The sequence below is a fragment of the Pseudoalteromonas sp. ABE4_541 genome, from assembly GCF_056312285.1.
In genome coordinates, this window is sequence record NZ_JBSVEM010000009.1 from 164669 (window position 1) to 185461 (window position 20793).

16 protein-coding genes are annotated in these 20793 nt (G+C 42.3%); 8 read left to right on the forward strand and 8 right to left on the reverse strand.

The window, feature by feature from the left end:
* Positions 1-24 precede the first annotated feature (24 nt).
* Genes ACW689_RS11120 through ACW689_RS11130 form a run of 3 tightly spaced genes read left to right on the forward strand, consistent with a single transcriptional unit; the run spans position 25 to position 2224 of the window.
* Positions 25-285, forward strand: coding sequence for a hypothetical protein (locus ACW689_RS11120; RefSeq protein WP_476291296.1), 261 nt, complete (start codon positions 25-27; stop codon positions 283-285).
* Complete coding sequence (locus ACW689_RS11125) at positions 282-602, forward strand: hypothetical protein (RefSeq protein ID WP_476291298.1); 321 nt, start codon at positions 282-284, stop codon at positions 600-602. Before ACW689_RS11120 ends, ACW689_RS11125 begins: the two co-directional genes overlap by 4 nt.
* A complete protein-coding gene (locus ACW689_RS11130) occupies positions 599-2224 on the forward strand; it encodes a PepSY-associated TM helix domain-containing protein (RefSeq protein ID WP_476291300.1) in 1626 nt (541 codons plus the stop codon). The genes ACW689_RS11125 and ACW689_RS11130 overlap by 4 nt, the downstream gene beginning before the upstream one ends.
* A gap of 98 nt (positions 2225-2322) precedes the next feature.
* Here ACW689_RS11130 and ACW689_RS11135 read toward each other — a convergent pair whose 3' ends face one another.
* From ACW689_RS11135 to ACW689_RS11160, 6 genes are all read right to left on the reverse strand, one after another.
* Complete coding sequence (locus tag ACW689_RS11135) at positions 2323-3585, reverse strand: peroxidase, FMP-type (RefSeq protein ID WP_476291302.1); 1263 nt, start codon at positions 3583-3585, stop codon at positions 2323-2325.
* A 320-nt stretch (positions 3586-3905) separates the two neighbouring features.
* Complete coding sequence (locus ACW689_RS11140) at positions 3906-5939, reverse strand: S9 family peptidase (protein ID WP_476291304.1); 2034 nt, start codon at positions 5937-5939, stop codon at positions 3906-3908.
* 208 nt (positions 5940-6147) lie between these two features.
* Positions 6148-7872, reverse strand: coding sequence for a proline--tRNA ligase (locus tag ACW689_RS11145; protein WP_476291306.1), 1725 nt, complete (start codon positions 7870-7872; stop codon positions 6148-6150).
* 80 nt (positions 7873-7952) lie between these two features.
* Entirely contained in the window at positions 7953-8657 is a 705-nt protein-coding gene (gene tsaA, locus ACW689_RS11150; protein WP_476291308.1) for a tRNA (N6-threonylcarbamoyladenosine(37)-N6)-methyltransferase TrmO, read from the reverse strand.
* Between the two features lie 95 nt (positions 8658-8752).
* Positions 8753-9229 (reverse strand): acyl-CoA thioesterase, encoded by a 477-nt coding sequence (locus ACW689_RS11155; protein WP_476291310.1) that lies wholly within the window; start codon positions 9227-9229, stop codon positions 8753-8755.
* Positions 9230-9346: 117 nt separating this feature from the next.
* Positions 9347-10996: an electron transfer flavoprotein-ubiquinone oxidoreductase gene (locus tag ACW689_RS11160; protein ID WP_476291312.1), complete on the reverse strand. Its 1650-nt coding sequence runs from the start codon at positions 10994-10996 to the stop codon at positions 9347-9349.
* A gap of 175 nt (positions 10997-11171) precedes the next feature.
* On the opposite strand from ACW689_RS11160, the gene ACW689_RS11165 reads away from it, so the two are divergent.
* The 4 genes from ACW689_RS11165 to ACW689_RS11180 all read left to right on the forward strand — a co-directional run bounded on the left by ACW689_RS11165 (position 11172) and on the right by ACW689_RS11180 (position 15522).
* Positions 11172-11924: an electron transfer flavoprotein subunit beta/FixA family protein gene (locus ACW689_RS11165; protein ID WP_476291314.1), complete on the forward strand. Its 753-nt coding sequence runs from the start codon at positions 11172-11174 to the stop codon at positions 11922-11924.
* Positions 11921-12847: an electron transfer flavoprotein subunit alpha/FixB family protein gene (locus ACW689_RS11170; RefSeq protein WP_476291316.1), complete on the forward strand. Its 927-nt coding sequence runs from the start codon at positions 11921-11923 to the stop codon at positions 12845-12847. Before ACW689_RS11165 ends, ACW689_RS11170 begins: the two co-directional genes overlap by 4 nt.
* Before the next feature lie 605 nt (positions 12848-13452).
* Entirely contained in the window at positions 13453-13755 is a 303-nt protein-coding gene (locus ACW689_RS11175; protein ID WP_476291318.1) for a hypothetical protein, read from the forward strand.
* A gap of 63 nt (positions 13756-13818) precedes the next feature.
* Entirely contained in the window at positions 13819-15522 is a 1704-nt protein-coding gene (locus tag ACW689_RS11180; protein WP_476291320.1) for a carbohydrate binding domain-containing protein, read from the forward strand.
* A gap of 47 nt (positions 15523-15569) precedes the next feature.
* On the opposite strand, the gene ACW689_RS11185 is transcribed toward ACW689_RS11180, so the two are convergent.
* Together ACW689_RS11185 and ACW689_RS11190 are read right to left on the reverse strand one after the other, a co-directional pair.
* Positions 15570-17396 carry a di-heme-cytochrome C peroxidase gene (locus ACW689_RS11185; protein WP_476291322.1) on the reverse strand — a complete coding sequence of 609 codons (1827 nt, stop codon included), beginning with the start codon at positions 17394-17396 and terminating at the stop codon, positions 15570-15572.
* A gap of 123 nt (positions 17397-17519) precedes the next feature.
* A complete protein-coding gene (locus ACW689_RS11190) occupies positions 17520-19940 on the reverse strand; it encodes a TonB-dependent receptor (protein ID WP_476291324.1) in 2421 nt (806 codons plus the stop codon).
* Between the two features lie 156 nt (positions 19941-20096).
* On the opposite strand from ACW689_RS11190, the gene ACW689_RS11195 reads away from it, so the two are divergent.
* The gene (locus tag ACW689_RS11195; protein ID WP_476291326.1) at positions 20097-20621 is read left to right on the forward strand and encodes a YaeQ family protein; all 525 of its coding nucleotides are present in this window, start codon (positions 20097-20099) and stop codon (positions 20619-20621) included.
* Positions 20622-20793: the final 172 nt, after the last annotated feature.

Here is a 20793-nt window from a genome sequence, read left to right on the forward strand (position 1 = left end):
TTATTGAGAAATGGAGTTTTTACCGTGTTAGCGTCGCTATTTATTATTTTCTTGGTTGCAGCAATTACGATTTTGTACTGCACCAGCAAACATCAGTATTTACTCAGTAAGCCTTTACCCAAACGCGCTAATCGCGTTGGTTACGCATTACTGTTACTCGCGGCAGTATGCGCCTTCAAACTATTTATTGGCTCTGCGATAGTCTTTTCGTGGTTAGTATCTGTAATGGTAATAACCGCTTTGGTTCCGTTCACTATGTTATTTCTGTTTGGTAAATCACAATGAATGATAGTGTTAAGCAACAGCAAATAAAGCCTGATTGGTTGGGCAAAACGATAATTGGTGTGGTGTTTGGTTTAGCGCTCAGTTTTGGACTTGTTGGCATTTTTTCATGGCTCGGTGCTGATAGTTTAAACCAACCGTTGAGCGATGAGCGTTTATTATGGCGGACTCAGTTTAGCATGTGGATGATCACGCCAATTTGGTTACTGATCTTTAGCTTTGTATACATGTTCGGTAGTGCCAAACGCGCGACATTATGGTTAGGTGGTGCAAATGTATTCGTTTTTATCGCGCTCATCATCATAAGGGGAATGGCATGAAAATTAGATCAGACATACTAAGAATTTATCAAACCATTCATACGTGGACCGGGATCACAGCTGGCTTATTATTATTTATCGGTTTTTTTGCCGGCGCTATCACCATGTTTGCTCCTTATATTGATAGATGGGCAACGCCGCCAACTGTTAATCTACCGCAAGTGCAAATTGAACAGTACGATGCTTTAACCAACGCCGTATTTTCAGCATATCCAGAGTCTCAAAATGGTATTAAGATCAGTTTTGAACAGGGAGAATCCCCTGTCACTTGGTATCAGCAAGGAAACCCACGAGGTCTTCGCTTAGATGATCAGCTATGGCATGCTAGCTTTAATAGTTCTGGTGAACTGCTCACTCACACGAGTGGGATTAATGAGCTATCGTCTTTGGTGGATTACCTACACCGAAGTGCTGGCTTGATAGGTGAAATTGGTCATGATCATGTCGGTGTATACGTATTGGGTGTAGCTGCTGTTCTTTATTTTCTAGCATTAGTGTCGGGGTTGATTTTTTTACTTCCAAGTTTGGTTAAGAGCTTTTTTGCGCTTAGAACTAACAAAGGGATTTCACGGTTTTGGCTTGATACCCATAATCTAATTGGTATAACTAGTCTGCCATTTCACATTATCATTTCTGTGACCGTCATTGTATTTGCGTTTCATGATGCTTTTTATGATGGCTTAAGTAAAATCTATGGCGATAAGCCCCTGTTTGCCAGACAAGCACCTGCTGCCATTGAATTTAAAGTAGAGAACTTGCCAAGCCTAAGTGAGATCATGGCTAAAGCAAAGGTTTACGCACCCGATCATCAAATTAAAGAGATTAGCCTAAGCCGATTGAACAGTAAAATGCCTTCGGCATCTATCCAGCTTGTTAGCAATGACCATATGATGCGAGGTCCTAAATCAGACTTCTTGTTTATGAATCCGTATACGTTTGAAGTATCAACAAGTAGTATCACCAATGGGGATCAGGGGATCTGGGCTGATATAGTCACGACTATATTTGGTTTGCATTTTGGTAGCTACGGTGGCGAGCTCGGTCGTTGGGCGTATTTCATTATGGGGGTTATGGGCGCTGTGTTGTTTTATACAGGTAACCTGATTTGGATTGAAAAACGTCGTAAGAAAAAGTTGCCAGTGCAGTCTAAATCAAGCCACTTTATGGGTAAACTTACCATTGGTGTTGCTTTGGGATCGGTGTTAGGGGTTGCTACCTCATTTGCGGTCACTAAGTGGATTATGCTTACCGAGTTCAATGTCAACCAAGTATATATGTGGGTGTACTATAGCTGCTTTATTTTGACTCTGTTCGCTTCATTTGTGGTCGGGATGAGTCAAACGGCCATAGTATCACAACGACTTATAGCAATGTTGTGTTTCTCTTTACCAATCACTTCTTTACTCGCATTATGCCTACCAAGTTTATCAATATGGCCAGCCAATGAGTTTTCTTCTTGGGTATTGGAGGCAGCTGCATTAATGATCGGTATCGTTTTTTGGCATATGGCAAATAAAACGAAACAACGCGCATATTATGGCGAACAAAATAGTATTTGGTATATCGGCAAGCAAAGCCGCGTATCAAGTGCTAAATTAAGTACTTCAATTGAGCAAGTGTGATTGTAGTTATTCCGGTGTAGATAATACGGAACTTACAAAGCAATATAATGCCAGTCTGTAAGACGCCCCGAGACTGGCATTATATTATGAGTATTGGGTTAATCCCGTTTATGATTCATTTTATACACTTTCGGCTTAGGCTTATCAGAGACTTTTTTGTCTGGTTCTTCAGGTAGTTTAATTGCAGGAAGACGCTCATCAGGTTTTATATCTTCAAGGCGACGTAGTGTATTTACCTGAATATGAGGCCAAAGCGTCGTTTCGCCACTTGAGCCGAACATAAATTCAAAGTCGACAATTTGTTCATACTGTAACTGTTGTATGGTTTTGGTCTTACCTTCCTTTTCCCAATCGTCGATTTCAACTTCTTCAAGCCACATACGATAACGCATTCTTACTACTCGGCAGTAGCGCTCAATCATTACGTTGTTGACAGTAGCGCCTTGAACGCCAGTTTCATGGCGTGAATCTAATTCAATTAGGTCGTACGACTTAAAATTAACGGTTTTGTTAAACTCACTTAGCTTTAGGTTGGGTTGCACAGTGTAAGGGTATTGTGCACCGAACTTATTATAGTTAAATATGCGCAAAAAATAGGCTTGGGCGCTATTGAGGCCAAGTTCTTCGCGTGTTTCATTTGTCCACGCAGGTTTTTTTTCCAGCGTTGCATTCTTGAAATCTCTTTGTGGGTTTAGCCCCATCGTCGGAGATATCGAAAGGTATTGTGGTTCCCAAAGCTCAGCGATTTGTGGCGCTCTTTGTTCCGTGTTACTTTCCGTCACGCCTCCAGTTATGTGAATAGTTGTCCCATGGGGGATCACACCTGAACGAGAGATTGAATGCGGTGGTACAAATTGTGGACCTAGCTCACCTGGGCCAATGACAGGTGCGCCGCCGTCTTCCTCTACGGAGCTCACACTCGAAGGGTGTTTAAACATAGTATGCGGGTTTTGGTACTGCCCATTATCTTTCCACGGCATGGTGTTGTCACCAAGCCAAAGATACATACCATTTTCAAAGTGTTGTAGTTCGCCGTCATTATCTATAATCGCTGTTTCATATTTAACAGGGCCATTAAATTGCTCGTTTGAACCTGCACGGTTTCGAATTGGGGCGTTAACCTGAGTGAAAGTGAGTTGCTCACGATATTCTTGCGATTTAAAGTGAAATACGCCGAAAATGGTCTCTGATGAGGTACCAGGTGAGGGCATACAGGTGGTGTGTAATCCGGTTGGACCACCTTTCCAGTTTACCCAAGTACCGTGAAGTTTTTTCAAAACACCAAATTGAGCATCGGTAGGTTCATGTTCTTGCCACTCTGGGTAGGGTCTTACAGATGATTTTTCTGTGCTTTTAGACATGATATGTTCCTTATTTGCTAGCGCTGCTGCCCTCAATAAACTCGCCATCGCGAATCTTTATTGGTTTGAATTCGTAACTTGTAAGGGCTTAAGAACTTGTGATTAGTTTCACAAAAAGAATGAACGATAAACGTAGCTTTAACAATTACGCAAGATTACAGCCTATGCAGTAGGGTTATTTCTCTAAACAGATAATGCTTGATTTTTTTGGGCTGCGTGGCATTGATTGAAAGTGAGTTTATGCGTGATTAGACACCTTTCATCAATCATGGAAAGTTATGAAAAAGCCGCATAAGGCGGCTTTTTGCAGGTGATTTCGGCTATTTTTTATATTTTTCCAACCATGCCAATGTGTGTTCGATTTTACTGATCATACGTGAGGGTCGCCCCGCAATACCATGTGGGGCACCAGGAATTTTGACCAGCACGGTGTCAATTTTACGATGCTTTAACGCTTGATAAAACTGCTCTGTTTCTGCCATTGGGGTGCGCAAGTCTTCTTCACCTGTCATGAGCATGGTAGGGGTAGTGACATTACCAACCAGTGACAGCGGTGAACGCTGCCAGTAATGGTCTACGTGCTCCCAAGGCATACCGGGGAATTGCGTTGGGATCTGCACTAATCCGCTATCGGCGGTGAGTACTTTACTTAGCCAATTAATAACAGGCTTAACGACAACCGCTGCATTGAAACGGTTTGTTAAGCCAATCGCATACGCTGTGGCTATTCCGCCAGCCGAACCACCGGCAATAAATAAGTTGTTTTCGTCGATAAAGCCTTTTTTCAACATCGCGTCCACACCAGAGTTGTGATCGGCAAAGTCTTCCTTAGAGCTATATTTATACTTCAATAACATAGCAAAACGCTCACCATAGGAACTACTTCCCCTGTGGTTATCATAAAATACCACGTAACCTTGAGACGCATAACGCTGTAGTTCGGCAGAGAAGTGTGGGCCATAGGCTAGATGTGGACCACCATGGATCTCAAGCAATAGGGGGTATTTCTTCGCTGGGTCAAAATCTGGCGGAGTGATGTACCAGCCCTGAATTTTTTCGCCATCGAAAGAAGAGGTATAGTTAATTTCGTGTACTTTACCCAATTGCTTGTGAGCCAGAAGATCTTCATTTAACTTTGTAAGCTGCCTCACTTTGCCCTTACTGTTGGTCAGAGCAACATCGGCAGGGCGCAGACTACTGCCTTTAGTAAATGCGATATCGCCATCATGGTTAGCACTAAACTGGCCACTTAAATATGGGCGACCTAATGTGGTACCAGAAAGGTTGTCTGTTAGGTCGGTTATGTTTCCCTTTGTGGTTACCGTTGCAAGCTTTTTCATGCCGTGATCATCGTATGACATAGCGAGTTTTGTTTTGCCTATCCACACTGGGTTTTGTATTGAACGATCAAAGTCTTCAGCAATTAGTTGGCTTTTTTTAGTTTGCCAATCCATTATGTTCAGCTTGTGATTGCGGTAGGGGTTAAGCTCACCCGATGCGCTTAGGTAAGCTAATTGTTTACCATTTTGTGAAAAGCTTGGTGAGTGCTCTCGACCTGGTGCAGAGGTTAACTGCGTGATCTGGCCTTCAAAGTTTACCTCGAATAAGTCACCTTCTAGTGCTTTGTATTCCCAGTCAGGTATACGGTTTGCCGAAAAAACAAGGGCTTTAGAGTCTGAACGCCAAGCTAACTTGCCGTTGTGATGATACTCACCCGATGTAAGTTGACGTGGGGTACCGCCCTCGCTGGGTAATACAAAAATTTGTCTGTATCCGGGTTTTACTAAACCACGTCCATCTGCTTGGTAATAGGCTTTATCAATAATAATGGCTGGATCAGACCATGTTGCACCTTTTGGTTTGGCAGGCATTTTAGCCAACACTGATGGTTTTTGTTTTACTAGTTGACTAAATGCAAGCCATTTCCCATCAGGAGACCATGTTAGATCGCTTACCGAACCTTGCAACTGAGTAAGTAATGCAGTGCGATTTTTCTCTAAGTAATGAACATGGATTTGCGTGCTACCCGATACATTACTGACGAAGGCTATTTTATCTCCTTTGGGAGACCACCTTGGCTGATTGTAACGGTTTTCATCAGAGAAGAGCGGCGACTGCTTCCCTGACTTGGCCTCTACAAGCCATAAATTTTGCCTCTTGGTGTCTTTCATCACATCATTGCTGTTACGAACATAAATGATCTGTTCACCACTAGGTGAGATCTGAGGATCGCTGGCATATTCAAGTTCAAAGATATCTTCTGCTTGTAAGCCTGTGTTGGCTTGTGTAAATGCTGACAACGTTGACAATGCGAGTAATGAAAACGGCATAGCGCGTTTGAGTGAAAAAGGCATAGATTGCCTCCTTATTATAATTTTAGATAGTGACATATTTATCTAGTTAGGTGTGAATGTCACTCTATACGCGATAAAACGAAATAATAGTAAGATATATGCTTAGCGAAAAACTGGAAAAAATAAACCCCACATTAAAAATGTGGGGTTTATCATCAAACTGAGTAATAAGTTACTGCTCTTTTACAGATTAATGTATCACAAAGAGTTAACTTTTGACCTGAGCTGTAATAGCCGCAACCGCTTGATCAATATCAAGCATTAATTTTTCACCTGTACGACGGTTTTTAAGCTCAACTTGGTTGTTATCTAGGTTACGTTCACCAATTACTAATGTGTAAGGTACACCCAGTAATTCCATATCGTTAAACATCACACCCGGACGTTCTTTGCGATCATCGAATAAGACGTCTATACCCGCTGCTTTGAATTCACTGTATAAACGCTCTGCGATTTCAGGAATACGATGAGACTTGTGCATGTTCATTGGCACAATAGCAAGCTTAAACGGTGCAAGCGCCGTCGTCCACTTGATGCCATAATCATCATTGTTTTGCTCAATCGCAGCAGCAACAATACGTGACACGCCGATACCGTAACAACCCATGGTCATTACTTGGTTTTTACCGTTTTCACCTAGTACACCCGCGTTCATCGCTTGTGAATACTTAGTGCCAAGTTGGAAGATATGGCCAACTTCAATACCACGTTTGATTTGCAATGTGCCTTTACCACAAGGGCTTGGGTCGCCTTCAACAACATTACGAAGATCAAATACTTCATACTCGGCAACATCTCTGTCCCAGTTGATACCGCTGTAGTGTTGGCCATCTTTGTTCGCACCGGCGACAAAGTCAGCCATCACAGCCGCACTGCGGTCAACGATAACTGGCATGTTCAAGCCAACAGGGCCCAATGAGCCAGGATGTGCACCAATTGCAGCGAAAATGTCTTCTTCTTTGGCCATTTCAAGCGGAGAATCAACCAGAGGATGTTTTTCCGCCTTCAGCTCGTTAAGTTCGTGATCGCCACGCAGAATAAGCGCAACTAAGCCACGTTGTTCGTTCTCATCAGGAGCGCCGTAAACGATAAGTGTTTTGACACCACGATGAGGCTTAACGCCGTGTTTTGCTTTTAAGTCAGCGATTGTTTTTGCTTCTGGCGTTGCAAAAGTATTAAGTTCTTTGCTTGGCGCTGGACGCGCTTCAGTAGGGGCGAGTGCCTCCGCTTTTTCGATGTTTGCAGCGTAATCACTTTCAGTACTGAATGCGATAGCATCTTCACCAGATTCAGCTAATACGTGGAATTCATGGGATACACTACCACCAATTGAACCTGTATCAGCGATAACTGGACGGTAATCAAGCCCTAAGCGCTCAAACACATTGCAATACGCTTTATGCATGCGCTGGTATGTTTCAGCTAAGCACTCTTCAGTCAAGTGAAAAGAGTAGGCATCTTTCATGGTAAATTCACGAGCTCGCATAACACCAAAACGTGGACGAACTTCGTCACGCACCTTAGTTTGTACTTGGTACAAAGTTAAAGGCAGTTGTTTATAGCTGCTGATCTCTTTACGTACAAAATCTGTGATCACTTCTTCGTGAGTTGGACCAAGTGCGAACGGGCGGTTGTGTCTGTCGTTAATGCGAAGTAACTCTGGGCCAAATTGTTCCCAACGGCCAGATTCTTGCCATAAGTCGGCAGGTTGGATCACAGGCATTAGCATTTCAATTGCACCTGCCTTATCCATTTCTTCACGTACAACTTGTTCTACTTTGCGTAGCACTTTTAATCCAGATGGCAGCCAAGTGTATAAACCTGAGGCAAGTTTGCGGATCATACCCGCACGTAGCATTAACTGGTGACTGATAATTTCAGCATCGGATGGCGTTTCTTTTAGAGTCGCCAAAATATATTGACTGGTACGCATGAATGGTTCCGTTCGTAATCTAGTTGTTCTTCGTAATAATAACGCGTAGTTTATCAGTGCTACGCGCCGAGACAAAGCCTTTATTCGTGGGTTATTTCAATCACATGGTTGTGTTGTCCGTCCACCTGCCAGCGAATATTAAATTCATATAAGCTCATGCCATAAAATTGTGTATCTTCGCGTTGCTTTTTATAGGCTGGGCGTGGATCTTGTTTGAGTACGTTGCTAATAAACTCTTTCAGATTAGGATATTGTTTTTGCTTCGTGACAAAGTTTTCAGCCTGCTCGCTAAAATCGACTGTCATATGCGTTTCTGGACGTGTGTCTGCAAACCCAGCGCTGGCATCTAACATGGCGTCAGAGTAGGGTAAGTAAGGCTTGATATCGACAATCGGCGTGCCATCGAGTAAGTCTATGCCAGAAAGTAATAAGGCAAGCTGGCCATTTTTATATTCTACACCCTCGAGTTTTACCGCGCTCATACCAATGCCATTGGGCCTAAAAGTAGCACGAGTTGCAAATACACCTTTGCGCTCGTTGCCGCCTAAACGGGGCGGGCGTACAAGGGCTGAATAGCCTTTATCAGCAGTTTCATGAAAGCGAAATAGCAGCCAGATGTGACTAAACTCTTCAATGCCTCGAACAAACTCTTCCCGATTGAACTCCTCACAAAATATGAGCTTGGCCCTTGCTTGTGGTACTAGACGGGGTTGGCGCGGAATTGCGAACTTTTGCTTATAAGGTGATTGAATATGACCTATGGGTTCAATTTGGTAACTTTGCACAATGTCTCTTCTATGCAACTAAAAGGCGGTCGCGATTGTAGCTTTTATGGGGCTGTTTATCCAATCTCCTTGTGCTAGAAAATTAAAGCTTATTATCAGTCTTCAATCGTTCGTTGTAACAGGGATTCAGTTTCAATGGCTATTTCTTTCATTTTTACAGCATATACTTCAAGTTTTTTTTGCTCTGCAGTTTTGGCTTTAAATTGCGGGACAGGAACAGGGTAGCCGGCTTTATCCATAGCAATAAAGCTGATGATGCAATGGTTACTTTCAACGAGTGCTTGATTTTGTGGATCGCCACAACGCACACGAATAAATATTTGCATGCTTGTTTTACCTGTATGAGCAATTTGAGCGGATACTTCAACAATTTGACCAACCAAAATGGGCCTTTTGAAGCGTACACCTGCAACCGATACGGTCACACAGTAGCTGCCACTCCAACCCGCTGCGCAGGCATAACCTGCTTGGTCAATCCACTTCATCACAACCCCGCCGTGGACTTTACCGCCAAAGTTAACATCGGTGGGCTCTGCTAAAAATCTAAATACCATTTCTGAGTTTCCGCTCATAGCTCATACTCGTACTTTGTTCACAATTGACTTAAGTATATGCAATATTGATATTTTTGCTTTTACAGACATGAAAAAGGGGCCATAGGCCCCTGCAACTTAGGATTGTATTAACTTTTACATGTTTGGATAATTTGGGCCACCAGCGCCTTCAGGCGTGACCCATGTAATATTTTGGCTGGGATCTTTAATATCACAAGTTTTACAGTGCACGCAGTTTTGTGCATTGATCACAAACTGTTTATCGCCTTGCTCGTTCTCATTGATTTCATATACGCCGGCAGGGCAGTATCGTTGTGCTGGCTCGCCGTATTTTTCTAGATTGACACGAATAGGTATGCCTTCATCCTTCAACTGTAAATGGCACGGCTGAGATTCTTCATGGTTAGTGTTAGATAAAAACACCGAAGACAGCTTATCAAAGCTCAATTTACCATCCGGTTTAGGATATGTGATTTTCTCGCATTCAGAGGCTAACTTCAGCGAAGCATGATCAGGTTGATTATCTTTAAAGGTAAACGGAAGTGACCCCGAAAAGATATTTTGGTCTAGAGAATTGTATGCACCACCCAATATTTTTCCGAATTTATGCAGTGCAGGGCCAAAGTTACGCGACTGATAAAGCTCATCAAATAACCAACTTGATTTGTATTTTTCTGTAAAGCTCACCAAATCTGAAGCGGGTTGTTCGCTATTAAGTGCCTCAATAATGCTATCAGCGGCTAACATGCCAGATTTCATCGCAGTATGATTACCTTTGATCTTAGCAAAGTTAAGCGTCCCAGCATCGCAACCAATCAGCAGGCCGCCGGGGAAGTGCATTTTAGGCAATGAGTAAAAACCACCTTTAACCACTGCTCGAGCACCATAAGCAATACGTTCACCACCCTCAAGTACGTTTGCAAATACTGGATGGTGCTTCATTCTTTGGAATTCATCAAATGGGCTTAAGTGCGGGTTAGTATAGTTAAGGTCAACGATTAAACCTACAACCACTTGATTGTTCTCGCCATGATACATGAATGCACCGCCGTGGGTGTCCATTGACAGTGGCCAGCCAGTACCGTGAACAACTGTCCCGGGCTTATGTTTGGCAGGATCTATTTGCCAAATTTCTTTAAAACCAATGCCGTAGTGCTGCGGTGTAGAATCTTTATCAAGCTCAAATTGCTTGATTAACTCTTTACCTAAGTGCCCACGACAGCCTTCAGCGAACACGGTGTATTTGGCTCTCAGTTCCATGCCTGGCATATAGCTGTCTTTTGGTTGGCCGTCTTTATCAACACCCATATCACCAGTGATAATGCCTTTGATTTCACTCTGTTCAATAATAAGCGAGTGAGCACTGAAGCCTGGAAAAATTTCGACACCTAAATTTTCAGCTTGTTCTGCTAGCCAACGACATACATTCCCCATTGAAACAACATAATTACCGTGATTTTTAAATGTTTTTGGTACGGCAATATGGGGGATGTTAATGGCTTTTTCTTCACTCGTGAAAAAATATATGTCATCTTGAGTTACTTCAGTGGTAATTGGTGCGCCTTTTTCTTTCCAGTCAGGAAGTAGTTCATCGAGTGCTGTTGTTTGCAAAACAGCACCTGAGAGGATATGTGCGCCAACTTCAGAGCCTTTTTCTACGACACAGATCATGAGTTCTTTTTCTTGTTGCTGTGCCTGTTGTGCTAGGCGAATTGCGCATGAAAGACCAGCAGGTCCCGCGCCGACTACCACAACATCGAATTCCATGGTTTCGCGTTCAACCATTTTAACCTCACTATATTTGACGGTGTATTAACTAAAACGAGGCTTTAGTTTTTATTACGTTAAGTTAAGGTTATTTTAGGTTGACGTTTACGTCAACAGGAAGTAGTCTGATTCCATAAAATAAATATGTTGACGTGCACGTCAGCCCTAAGAATAACCAGATGATGGAGTAACCATGAAAGTACTTGTGCCAATCAAACGTGTGATTGACTACAATGTCAAGGCCAGAGTTAAGCCAGACAACAGTGATGTTGATTTAACCAATGTAAAGATGGCGATGAACCCATTTTGTGAGATTGCAGTTGAAGAAGCTGTACGTTTAAAAGAAGCGAGCACAGCAAACGAAGTTGTTGTGGTTTCTATCGGCGATAAAGCTTGTCAGGAGCAGTTACGTACTGCGCTAGCTTTAGGGGCTGATAAAGCAATTCATATTGAGACTGACGCTAAGCTAGAATCTTTACATGTTGCTAAACTACTTGCCAAGCTAGTAGAGCAAGAGCAACCAGAACTGGTTATTCTAGGTAAGCAATCAATCGATTCAGACAACAATCAAACGGGTCAGATGTTAGCTGCACTGACAGGTCGAAGCCAAGGTACCTTTGCCTCTAAAGTGGTATTGGATGGTCAAAAAGTGAATGTTACTCGTGAAGTGGATGGTGGTCTACAAACTGTTGCCTTATCACTGCCTGCGATTGTTACCACTGATTTGCGCTTAAATGAACCACGCTATGCATCACTGCCCAATATCATGAAAGCGAAACGTAAGCCGCTTGATGTAATAGCAGCTGATAGCTTAGGCGTTGACCTAACACCTCGCGTATCACTATTAAAAGTGGAAGAACCTGCAAAACGCGAAGCGGGCATAATAGTCGAGAGCGTTGAAGAACTAGTAACTAAACTTAAAACTGAAGCAAAGGTGATCTCATGAGTGTATTAGTTATTGCAGAACATGAAAATGGTCAACTAAAGCCTGAAACTGCAAAAGTTGTGAATGCAGCAGTTGCAATCGGTGGTGATATTGAAGTTTTAGTTGCTGGCCATAATATAAGCGAAGTAGCAAACAGTGCAGCGCAAATTAGCGGTGTTACTAAAGTACGAGTAGCGGATACTGTGTCTTTTGAGCATCAACTTGCTGAGAATACAGCCGATCTAATTGTTGAACTTGCGAGTGGTTATAGCCACATCCTAGCAAGTGCATCAACAACAGGTAAGAATACTTTACCGCGCGTTTCAGCGCTTTTAGATAAGTCACAAATATCTGAAATTGTTGCGGTAGTAGATGCCGATACATTTAAGCGTCCTATCTATGCGGGTAATGCAATTGCCACGGTTAAATCGAACGAAGAACAAAAAATGATCACCGTTCGAGCCAGCGCATTTGATGCACAAGGTGAGCAGGGCGCATGTGAGATTGAAGCGCTATCAGTGACTATGGATAACACGCTTAGTTCTTTTGTGAGTGTTGAGCAAACTGAGTCTGAACGCCCTGAACTCAATGCTGCACCAGTAGTGATTTCTGGTGGTCGTGGTATGCAAAATGGTGAAAACTTCACACTACTTAGCGGTATTGCAGACAAACTAGGTGCTGCAATTGGTGCATCGCGTGCTGCAGTGGATGCAGGCTTTGTTCCGAACGATATGCAAGTTGGTCAAACGGGTAAAATCGTTGCTCCAGATTTGTATATCGCCGTTGGTATTAGTGGTGCCATTCAGCATCTTGCAGGTATGAAGGACTCGAAAGTGATTGTCGCAATCAATAAGGACCCAGATGCGCCAATTTTTCAAGTTGCCGATTATGGACTAGTAGCTGATTTATTCGATGTGCTACCAGAGCTAGAAGCCGCATTATAATAAGAACAACAAAATTCTGGTTGTTGAAGCCGTGTGCCGTAAGGCCGCGGCTTTTTTTGGCTTATTAAAGCGAGAAATGCACGTTGAGTTATATAAGCGTTCCTATAATTAACTGCTCACTTATGAGTCGCTATTAAGTCATTCAGCATCAGCAGCGTTTTCCATCAATTCGAACAAGTCCCAACTCATAGCTTTATCAAAAAGTAGGGTTTAATTTAATGTTGATTTTCAGGGCATGCTACAACTTAAACAGTAAATCAACGAGATGTCTTTGGCACATTGATAAGCTAAATGCGCAAGAAACCTTCGGGGGTATATTCAAGCTTTTCTTTGACCAACTAAAGACGCGTTTAGGGAGAGCGAAGTGGCGTAGCGATTTATAAACTGGCTTTGTTAAAGGAAATCAAAGACAGAGATATTAAAAAATCACCAACAATACTGTCAAAAATATATCTTAGTTGTTAACTTAAGGTGTTGAATTTGAGAGTAACTTTCCGTGTTTTGTACCTGGTTTAAACATTGAATTGAGTCGTTATTTACAATAAATGCTTGTGTGCAGTTAGGATAATTGCTGCGCCTATGCGTAAATATATAGAAGGAATGCTATGAAATTCATATCTAAACTCGGATTGTTACCTATTTGTTTCGTTGCCTCAGGTTACGCATCGACTCATTATGATCCGCAGCAGTGGATAGCAAAGTTTGATTTAGTAAGCAAACAGTATCAGGCGCAATATCCAAAAGGTTTTACTAGTTCAGCCAGCTTAGCCTGGGCAGAAAGCTACTATTTGGATGCGTTGATTGAAATGTATCAAGCTACAGGTGATAGCCGTTATCTAGATGTATTTAACGAGCGTGCTAGGATAATAATCAATAGTGCTAAGGATGACGCTGGCCTTGGATTTTAAGGTTATAAAGGGTGGAGTACTGATAGGTATTCTAACGATGGTGTCGAAAACGTTGGCGCGGAGTTGCCAAGCGGCGGTGATGCGACGTTGCCAAAGGGCTGGTATCGATGGCAGTCCAGCTTATTAACCGCATATAGAAATACGGTGGAAAAGGTGTCTGGTCGTGCTGGGTTCACGGTAAAAACAGCACCACCCTCGGGTGGTTGGCAGGTTTTACAAACGCCTTTAGTCAACCTTTTTAAAGCAAATAAAGAGTATGACTCCAATCGACGTTATCATTATTCATTTACCGCTCGGGTAGAGGACTGTGACACATCGGTGAAAGGGCGATTTCAAGTTTATGATTTTACTGGAAAGAAGGTACTCGCAACGACTGATGTCGACTCAACGCAATACCGTACTTATCAGGGGGAATTTGTAACCCCAGAAAGCAGCGCGCATGATGTGCAGATTCGTCTTTATGCATCGGAACATATAAAACAATGCACAGTTCATTTTGATGACATTAATGTAAAGGCCTCAGCTGAGTATGTTGTGCATGATGGGATGATAGCAGCGCCTTTGGCTAAGTTTGTAAAGTTAGCGCGACTTAATAAAATGCCAGAGCACTATAATAATGATGCTCTTATGTATTATGACTTTCTGACAACTCAGTTGTTTCCTAAGTGGCAAAAAGATTTAAAGCCCACACTCAGTGGGTATCGTGTTTACCGTTTTGCAGATGATTCATCAAGCCGTAAACCGGCTCAGTCTTTACCACATAATCAATACCTAGCCATACAACGTGCTTATGCGGAACTAGCGCAAATTCCAAATATAGACCAAGAGTATGTCGATTTAGCGCGTGACCTAATCCTGAGCTTTAAAAGCCAACTTAAACGAACACCTTACACAGATGCTAACGGCAACTCTAGTTATCGTTATCAATGGAGTTATTGGAATGTGCTGATGGTAAACGATACTATCGCAGATGGCTTTGATTGGACCACAACTGAAGACACTAGTCATGGCAACCTCGATATTGCAGCGGCTGTCAGTAGTTATCATGCAGGGCTTGGGTTTGGTGAACAGGAAATGGGTTATTTTGCAAATACGGCGAAATTTATGATCAGCGATTGCGATTCGTTTAGCGCGAATGTGAATAACTGCTACAGCAAGGCTTCTAATACGTCTTTGCTATGGTGGATGCAGTTAGCTCAATTCAATTCACATATTTATCATGCCGCATGTACCCTCATTGAGGGCGATTTTGATAGCATTGAGGGCGCAAGCCAACAAAGTTATATGGGCGTGATTGCACAGCTACTCAAAGGCTATGTTGTATATGCGCAGGAATTTGATAATGCGAGTGAACAAACATTGCCATCAAACTGGCGTTATTGGCAATCAAATCCGAATACGGCATTTTTGAGCAACAAAGCGGCTCATTCGGGTACCATGGGCCTAATTGTAAAGAATGACCCGAACGATGGGTGGCAAGTGGCGTTAAAAGAATTTGCTTATGAACCCAACAAAGAATATCGACTATCTGTAATGGGTCGCGTATTTTCTGGCGAAGCGAACGGTAGAGTAATGATTTACGATGCTACTGCTAAAAAAGTGATTACTAATACGGTCTTTTCTGCTACGGATTGGCAACATGTGACACTAAAATTTGATGCCCCGCAAAGTGCTGATCATAAGCTTCAAATTTATTTGTATTCTTCAAATTGGAACGTTGATGCTGAGATTCATTTTGACGATTTAGAGATTTATAGAGTGCAATAACGGGTTATTTTAAAGGGCACCATATTATGGTGCCCTCAATCAAATCACTAAAGTGTTTTCATAAACTCAATCACTTGCCATTTTTGCTCTTCACTCAAGTCTGTGCCGTAAGCGTGACCTAAGTTTGAGTTGCCTGCCATAACTTTACCGTTGCTCGCATTCACCTTGAATTTATTAAGCCCTTGAGTGGTATCAAAACCGACATTAATTGGGTCGAATTCGCGGCTTCCTACCCAAAACTCAGTAACGCGTTGTTCTGGCTTTTTCATCAACTCGTATAAGTTAGGCACAGAGCCATTGTGCAGGAAGGGGGCGGTTGCCCAAATACCATTGAGAGGCCTGCCTTTATACACTCCACCGTTAAGTACACCGTCAACGCAGTCAGCTTCAGCTTCCAAATCTTTTGTATTTCGCTTTTCTAAATGCTGAACAAGTAGCTTTTCTAACTCTTCTACAACACTGATTTTATTACCATTTGCATCAGTGCGCTCTGGTATGTTGCCGGCTTTAAGAGCTAAACCAGGATTTTTGAGTACCAAACCCACTACACCATTGACCGGAATGTCTATGGCATTGTCTATTTCTTGAAACTTAGCACCAATGAGTATGCGCTCTTTTGTACCCTCTAAAATGAGTGTTTTAGCCATGTGGCATGAGGCATTTGTTGCCATGACAGGATCAGTGCCTAGCTCTGAAATGAGAGTTTGATTTGCAACATAGTCTAAGTGTTCTTTGTCGCGAGGGATCACTTGGTGGCAGCTTGCACATTGCTTTTGATAGATAAGCTCGCCTTGAGCTGCCTTTTGTGTATCGATTGCTGGAAAATATTGTACAGGCCATTGCGGTGATTTAAGTGTTTTGACCCAAGATTCTAAATTTCCAAGGCCAATCATATCGACCGTAGAACTATAGCTCGTGTGTTTACCAAGAAGCCGTTGGAAAAATGGTGCTTCTTTGATTTCAAGTTCACCGAATACACCAACTACTTCACCGATATTACGAACAAGTGGCCCCACAATGGGTGTGTTTGGGGCTGATGCGTTCCATTGCACCACATCAGATTGATGCGTTCCCCACAAAAACGGGTAGGAGACAGGCCCTGTTGGGGCGTTTTTATTTGTCAGATCATTTAACGCAAATGCGGTGCCTGCATTTTGGATATTGCCAAATGCATCCAACCGGGCGTAGCTAGTAAAATCTTTTGGATAATCATCTGGTAGTGCGTTTACAGCTTGTCTTTGTGCAGTTTGAAGCGCCACTTGTTGAAGGCGCTCTTTAAGGGCGTTTTTTGTACTGGCATTATATTGCGTACCCAATACATTGCGCGCAAAGCGCTCGAACTTGTCATTGTTATTAACAGTGTTATTTAGCGCTGCTACTAATTGATCAAAAAATAGCACAAAGTTTGCGAGTGTAGGGGCTCCATCAATGAGTATTGATGTACCTTGATAATCTATCTGGTTAGTGTGGCATGCGGCACATGTCATACCAACCCAGTTTTCGCCTGTTGTTTGATTGTTATGTAGCGCGAATCCAATTGGCAACCCACCAGGGTTCTTGGCGCTGGCCTTACTGGGCAGGTAGCGCAATGATTCCATATGATCGCTGTGTCTAAACAGTTCGGTGTTATCCGCTTGTTCAAGCCATACAAACCAAGTGTAAGGGATGATTTGAGAGCCTTGATTTGTAAACCAAAAGTTTTCGCTTATTTCTTTGCTCCAACCTTGGTCTAACCAAGTACGTGTTGGTACTTCGCCTTTTTCGGGGGTAATTGATATGGGTTCTGGTGTGGCAGTATGTTGTTTGGTGCTGCAACCAACAATGGACAAAATGCTTGTTATGCCAACGGCTACGGCTAAGTGTAACTTACTCATTTAAATTTCCTTGTGACGGTGCCTATTAACATTGTAGTTACACAATGTTACACTTACCATTACAAGGAATTACAAAAAATAATACAGTGCTAGCCATACTGCGGCTAACACTGTATTGGAGCGTTAGAAGTAGGCGCGAATGCCAAGTTTAACGTTACGTCCAGGAAGTGGAGCTTGCTCTTTAATAAATGACGAGTGAACAAAACCAAGTTCATCAGTTAGGTTGTCTAAATTCATATAGGCAACAAAGTCGATACCGCTACTTGTAAAGTCATATTGAACGCTCGCATCTACAAGTGTGTAACCCGATGTCGGAGTTTCATAATTGGTTACGTCACTTTGCTTTGCATAACGAGTTACTGTCATATTGGTTTTAAAACTATCGTATTCGTACTCATATTTAACACCAAGTTTGTCGCTAGGGATACGGGGTAATGCGCGACCATCTTTAAGTTCCGCAGTAAGTGTGTCAGCGAAGACTTTTACTCTGTTGTGAGCATTAATATTATAATGTGCATCAAGCTCAAGGCCGTATAGCTCAGCATCTTCGCTTACAAACTTAAATACTGGCAATGAGCCATCATGGTGATGGTCAGCAGCTTCTACACCATGCGCTTGCGTAAACATCAAGTCGGTGTTTTGTTGATAGTAAAAATTATTGATATCGTTATAGAAAACATTGACGGTATAACCAAAATCACCGATTAAGCGGCGGAAACTAAGGTCAATGTTAGTTGCCGTTTCTTGCTTAATATCATGTGGCTCGAAGTGCACTTCGCCATCTTCAAATTGATAACCTAAACCTAATTCATATGTTCTTGTTGCAATGTGAACACCATTTGACAATAACTCGGCTGTTAAAGGCGCCCTTTCTGAACGAGACACATTTAACGCAACGCTATGGCCTTCTTGATATTCGTAAATACCGCCTACAGACGCACTGATATTGGTCATATCTAGCTCATAGGCAAGCATTGTTGCTTCATCTGAATGCATGTCGTGGTCATGATCGTGATCATGATGCTCTTCGGTGATAACACTTTCTAATTGATAATCTTCGACTCGCGCACCTATTTCTAGTGTAAAGTCACCAAACTTACGCTCTTCAAGTAAATATAATGCATGTGACGTGCTTTGTGTCGCTGGTGTAAATGCTTCTGCACCAACGGCTTTATAGTCACTATCGCTATAGTGGTAACCTATAATGCCGTGCCAATTGAAAATCTTATGTTCAATGTTAGCTCGCAGCTCAGTTGTCTCATTGCTGAACGTTGTACCAATCGCGCCGCCTTCAATTTCGCTATGCTCATAGTCTGTGTATCCTGCACGGACATTAATGGATTCTACCCAATTGTTGTGCAGTGCATAGTTTAAGGTAGCTTGCCAACGATCTTGTTTAACTCGTGCGAAAACTGCACCATGTTCGTGTCCTTCTTCACCTTCATGGTCGTCATCGTGGTCATGGTCGTGGTCATGGTCGTGGTCATGGTCGTGGTGTTCATGACTGTGCGCCGGAATACCATAATCTGTATCAATTTTTCCGTATGATAAACCAACTGTTAGGTGCTCATTAATATAGCTTGCGCCAAAGTTAACCTGTTGCGAGTCAATGAATGTATTGTCTACCTTGTTTGCGAACTCTGCATGCTCCTCATGGTCTACTTCACCTTCATGCTCTGCGTGTTCTTCTTCAGGCAATTTGAACTGAGGGGTCTCGTAGTCACCCCCTTTACGGCTAACTCCATCGAAGTGAAAGTTAAATCCGTTATTGCCACCTTCGAGTAAGGCTGCATACGTATTAGTATTTGAGACTGTATCATGACTATATTCTGCAGCCCCGCTGAGAGACTCTATGACATCACTTGGAATACGATTGTCTACTACATTGACGACACCACCGATTGCGCCAGAACCATAAAGCAGTGTGGCAGGACCTTTTAGTACTTCAATTTGTTGGGCAGATAAGCTATCGTTGGTATTTGCGTGGTCTGGGCCTACTCTCGATGCATCACTGCTATCCAAGCCGTTTTGCGTGACTTTTACTCGTGGGCCATCCATTCCTCGAATAATCGGACTAGAAGAAACAGGGCCGAAATAGCTTGAGTTGATCCCTGGCATACCCTTAAGTGTTTCACCTATAGTAGGTTTTGCTGCATTTTTTAATTCATCACCACCTAGTACAGAAACTGGAGAAGCCATTTCGACATTGTTTTTGTGTAAGCCTGAGGCATAAACAACGATGCTTTCAACTGCACTCGGCATTAGCTTAACCGTGATATACTTATCTTCATCACGAACTTCGATACGTTCATCGATATAATTGTTCTTGGAAATATGGAGTTGAGAGTCAGTATCCACAGAAATAGTGAATTTGCCATAAATATCGCTGCTAACAGATTGAGATTTGCCATGTAAATGCAGTTTGGCACCACTAATAGGTTGATTGTTTTGATCAACAACCTTTCCTTTAATTACACCTGCTATCGAATTGGAAGAGAAAAGTACGGCAGCAATTGCGCTGCTAATAAGAGACTTCTTTATCATAGTATTTACAGTTTTAGAGTAGTATTCGTTGTCGATTGTTATAACGTAACATTAAGGGGAGGATTTTTCAATAATGTTATATTATAACTTTATTTAATTTTACGATTTCGGTAGTAACTCCTATATTTACAGTGAGCAGAAAACAGAGTGCAGAAGATGGCTAAACCTTTTGTTTTTAAAGCGCGTTTGAATGTGGCGGATTTATTTCACCGAACAAATCATCTAGAAGTGTTTACAACTGCTTTGCAAAAATCAGAGACGCTGGATCACTTCGTATTAAAGTTAATAGGTTATTGTGCGCTGTCGTATGAACATACTGCTCTATTAAACAGTTCAAATGAAAAGCAGAAGCCCGATGTTTGGATTGAAAGCGAACAAAGCTATATAAAGGTTGCATTGTACGTAAGCACACTTGAGGTTGAGGAAATCATTAAATTTAGTAAGCAATGCGAAAAGCTTGTATTGTTGGTCAAAGATGATGATGAGTGGTTTGCTTCAGTAAAAGAGCGGTTAAGCTATGTAACCAACATGAGCATATTTTCCCTACAGAGTGATTTTGTTGACGATTTAAGTGAAGCCCTTAGCCGCAGCTTGCATTGGGATATGGTCATAGAACAAAATCAAATTAGTGTGAGCGATCGACAAGAATATTATGAAACGATTGTTCAAAAGCTAATGTAGCTGCAAGGGGAGGTAGGTGATAAGTCAGGTCTTGAAATAAAAAGCCTAACTTGTTGAAAAATTTAGTTATTTTGAGGGGCACTCAGAATTCTGTGTCAGCCTAAAAAATTAAATATCTAGTGCGCCATCCAGCCGACCTTCGAAGTGGATGGCGAACTGCGACAGTGCCAAG

Coding starts and splice junctions, on each gene's coding strand:
- ACW689_RS11125 (WP_476291298.1), top strand. CDS start 282: ATGAATGATAGTGTTAAGCAACAGCAAATAAAGCCTGATTGGTTGGGC.
- ACW689_RS11130 (WP_476291300.1), top strand. CDS start 599: ATGAAAATTAGATCAGACATACTAAGAATTTATCAAACCATTCATACG.
- ACW689_RS11135 (WP_476291302.1), bottom strand. CDS start 3,585: ATGTCTAAAAGCACAGAAAAATCATCTGTAAGACCCTACCCAGAGTGG.
- ACW689_RS11140 (WP_476291304.1), bottom strand. CDS start 5,939: ATGCCTTTTTCACTCAAACGCGCTATGCCGTTTTCATTACTCGCATTG.
- ACW689_RS11145 (WP_476291306.1), bottom strand. CDS start 7,872: ATGCGTACCAGTCAATATATTTTGGCGACTCTAAAAGAAACGCCATCC.
- ACW689_RS11155 (WP_476291310.1), bottom strand. CDS start 9,229: ATGAGCGGAAACTCAGAAATGGTATTTAGATTTTTAGCAGAGCCCACC.
- ACW689_RS11160 (WP_476291312.1), bottom strand. CDS start 10,996: ATGGTTGAACGCGAAACCATGGAATTCGATGTTGTGGTAGTCGGCGCG.
- ACW689_RS11165 (WP_476291314.1), top strand. CDS start 11,172: ATGAAAGTACTTGTGCCAATCAAACGTGTGATTGACTACAATGTCAAG.
- ACW689_RS11170 (WP_476291316.1), top strand. CDS start 11,921: ATGAGTGTATTAGTTATTGCAGAACATGAAAATGGTCAACTAAAGCCT.
- ACW689_RS11175 (WP_476291318.1), top strand. CDS start 13,453: ATGAAATTCATATCTAAACTCGGATTGTTACCTATTTGTTTCGTTGCC.
- ACW689_RS11185 (WP_476291322.1), bottom strand. CDS start 17,396: ATGAGTAAGTTACACTTAGCCGTAGCCGTTGGCATAACAAGCATTTTG.
- ACW689_RS11190 (WP_476291324.1), bottom strand. CDS start 19,940: ATGATAAAGAAGTCTCTTATTAGCAGCGCAATTGCTGCCGTACTTTTC.
- ACW689_RS11195 (WP_476291326.1), top strand. CDS start 20,097: ATGGCTAAACCTTTTGTTTTTAAAGCGCGTTTGAATGTGGCGGATTTA.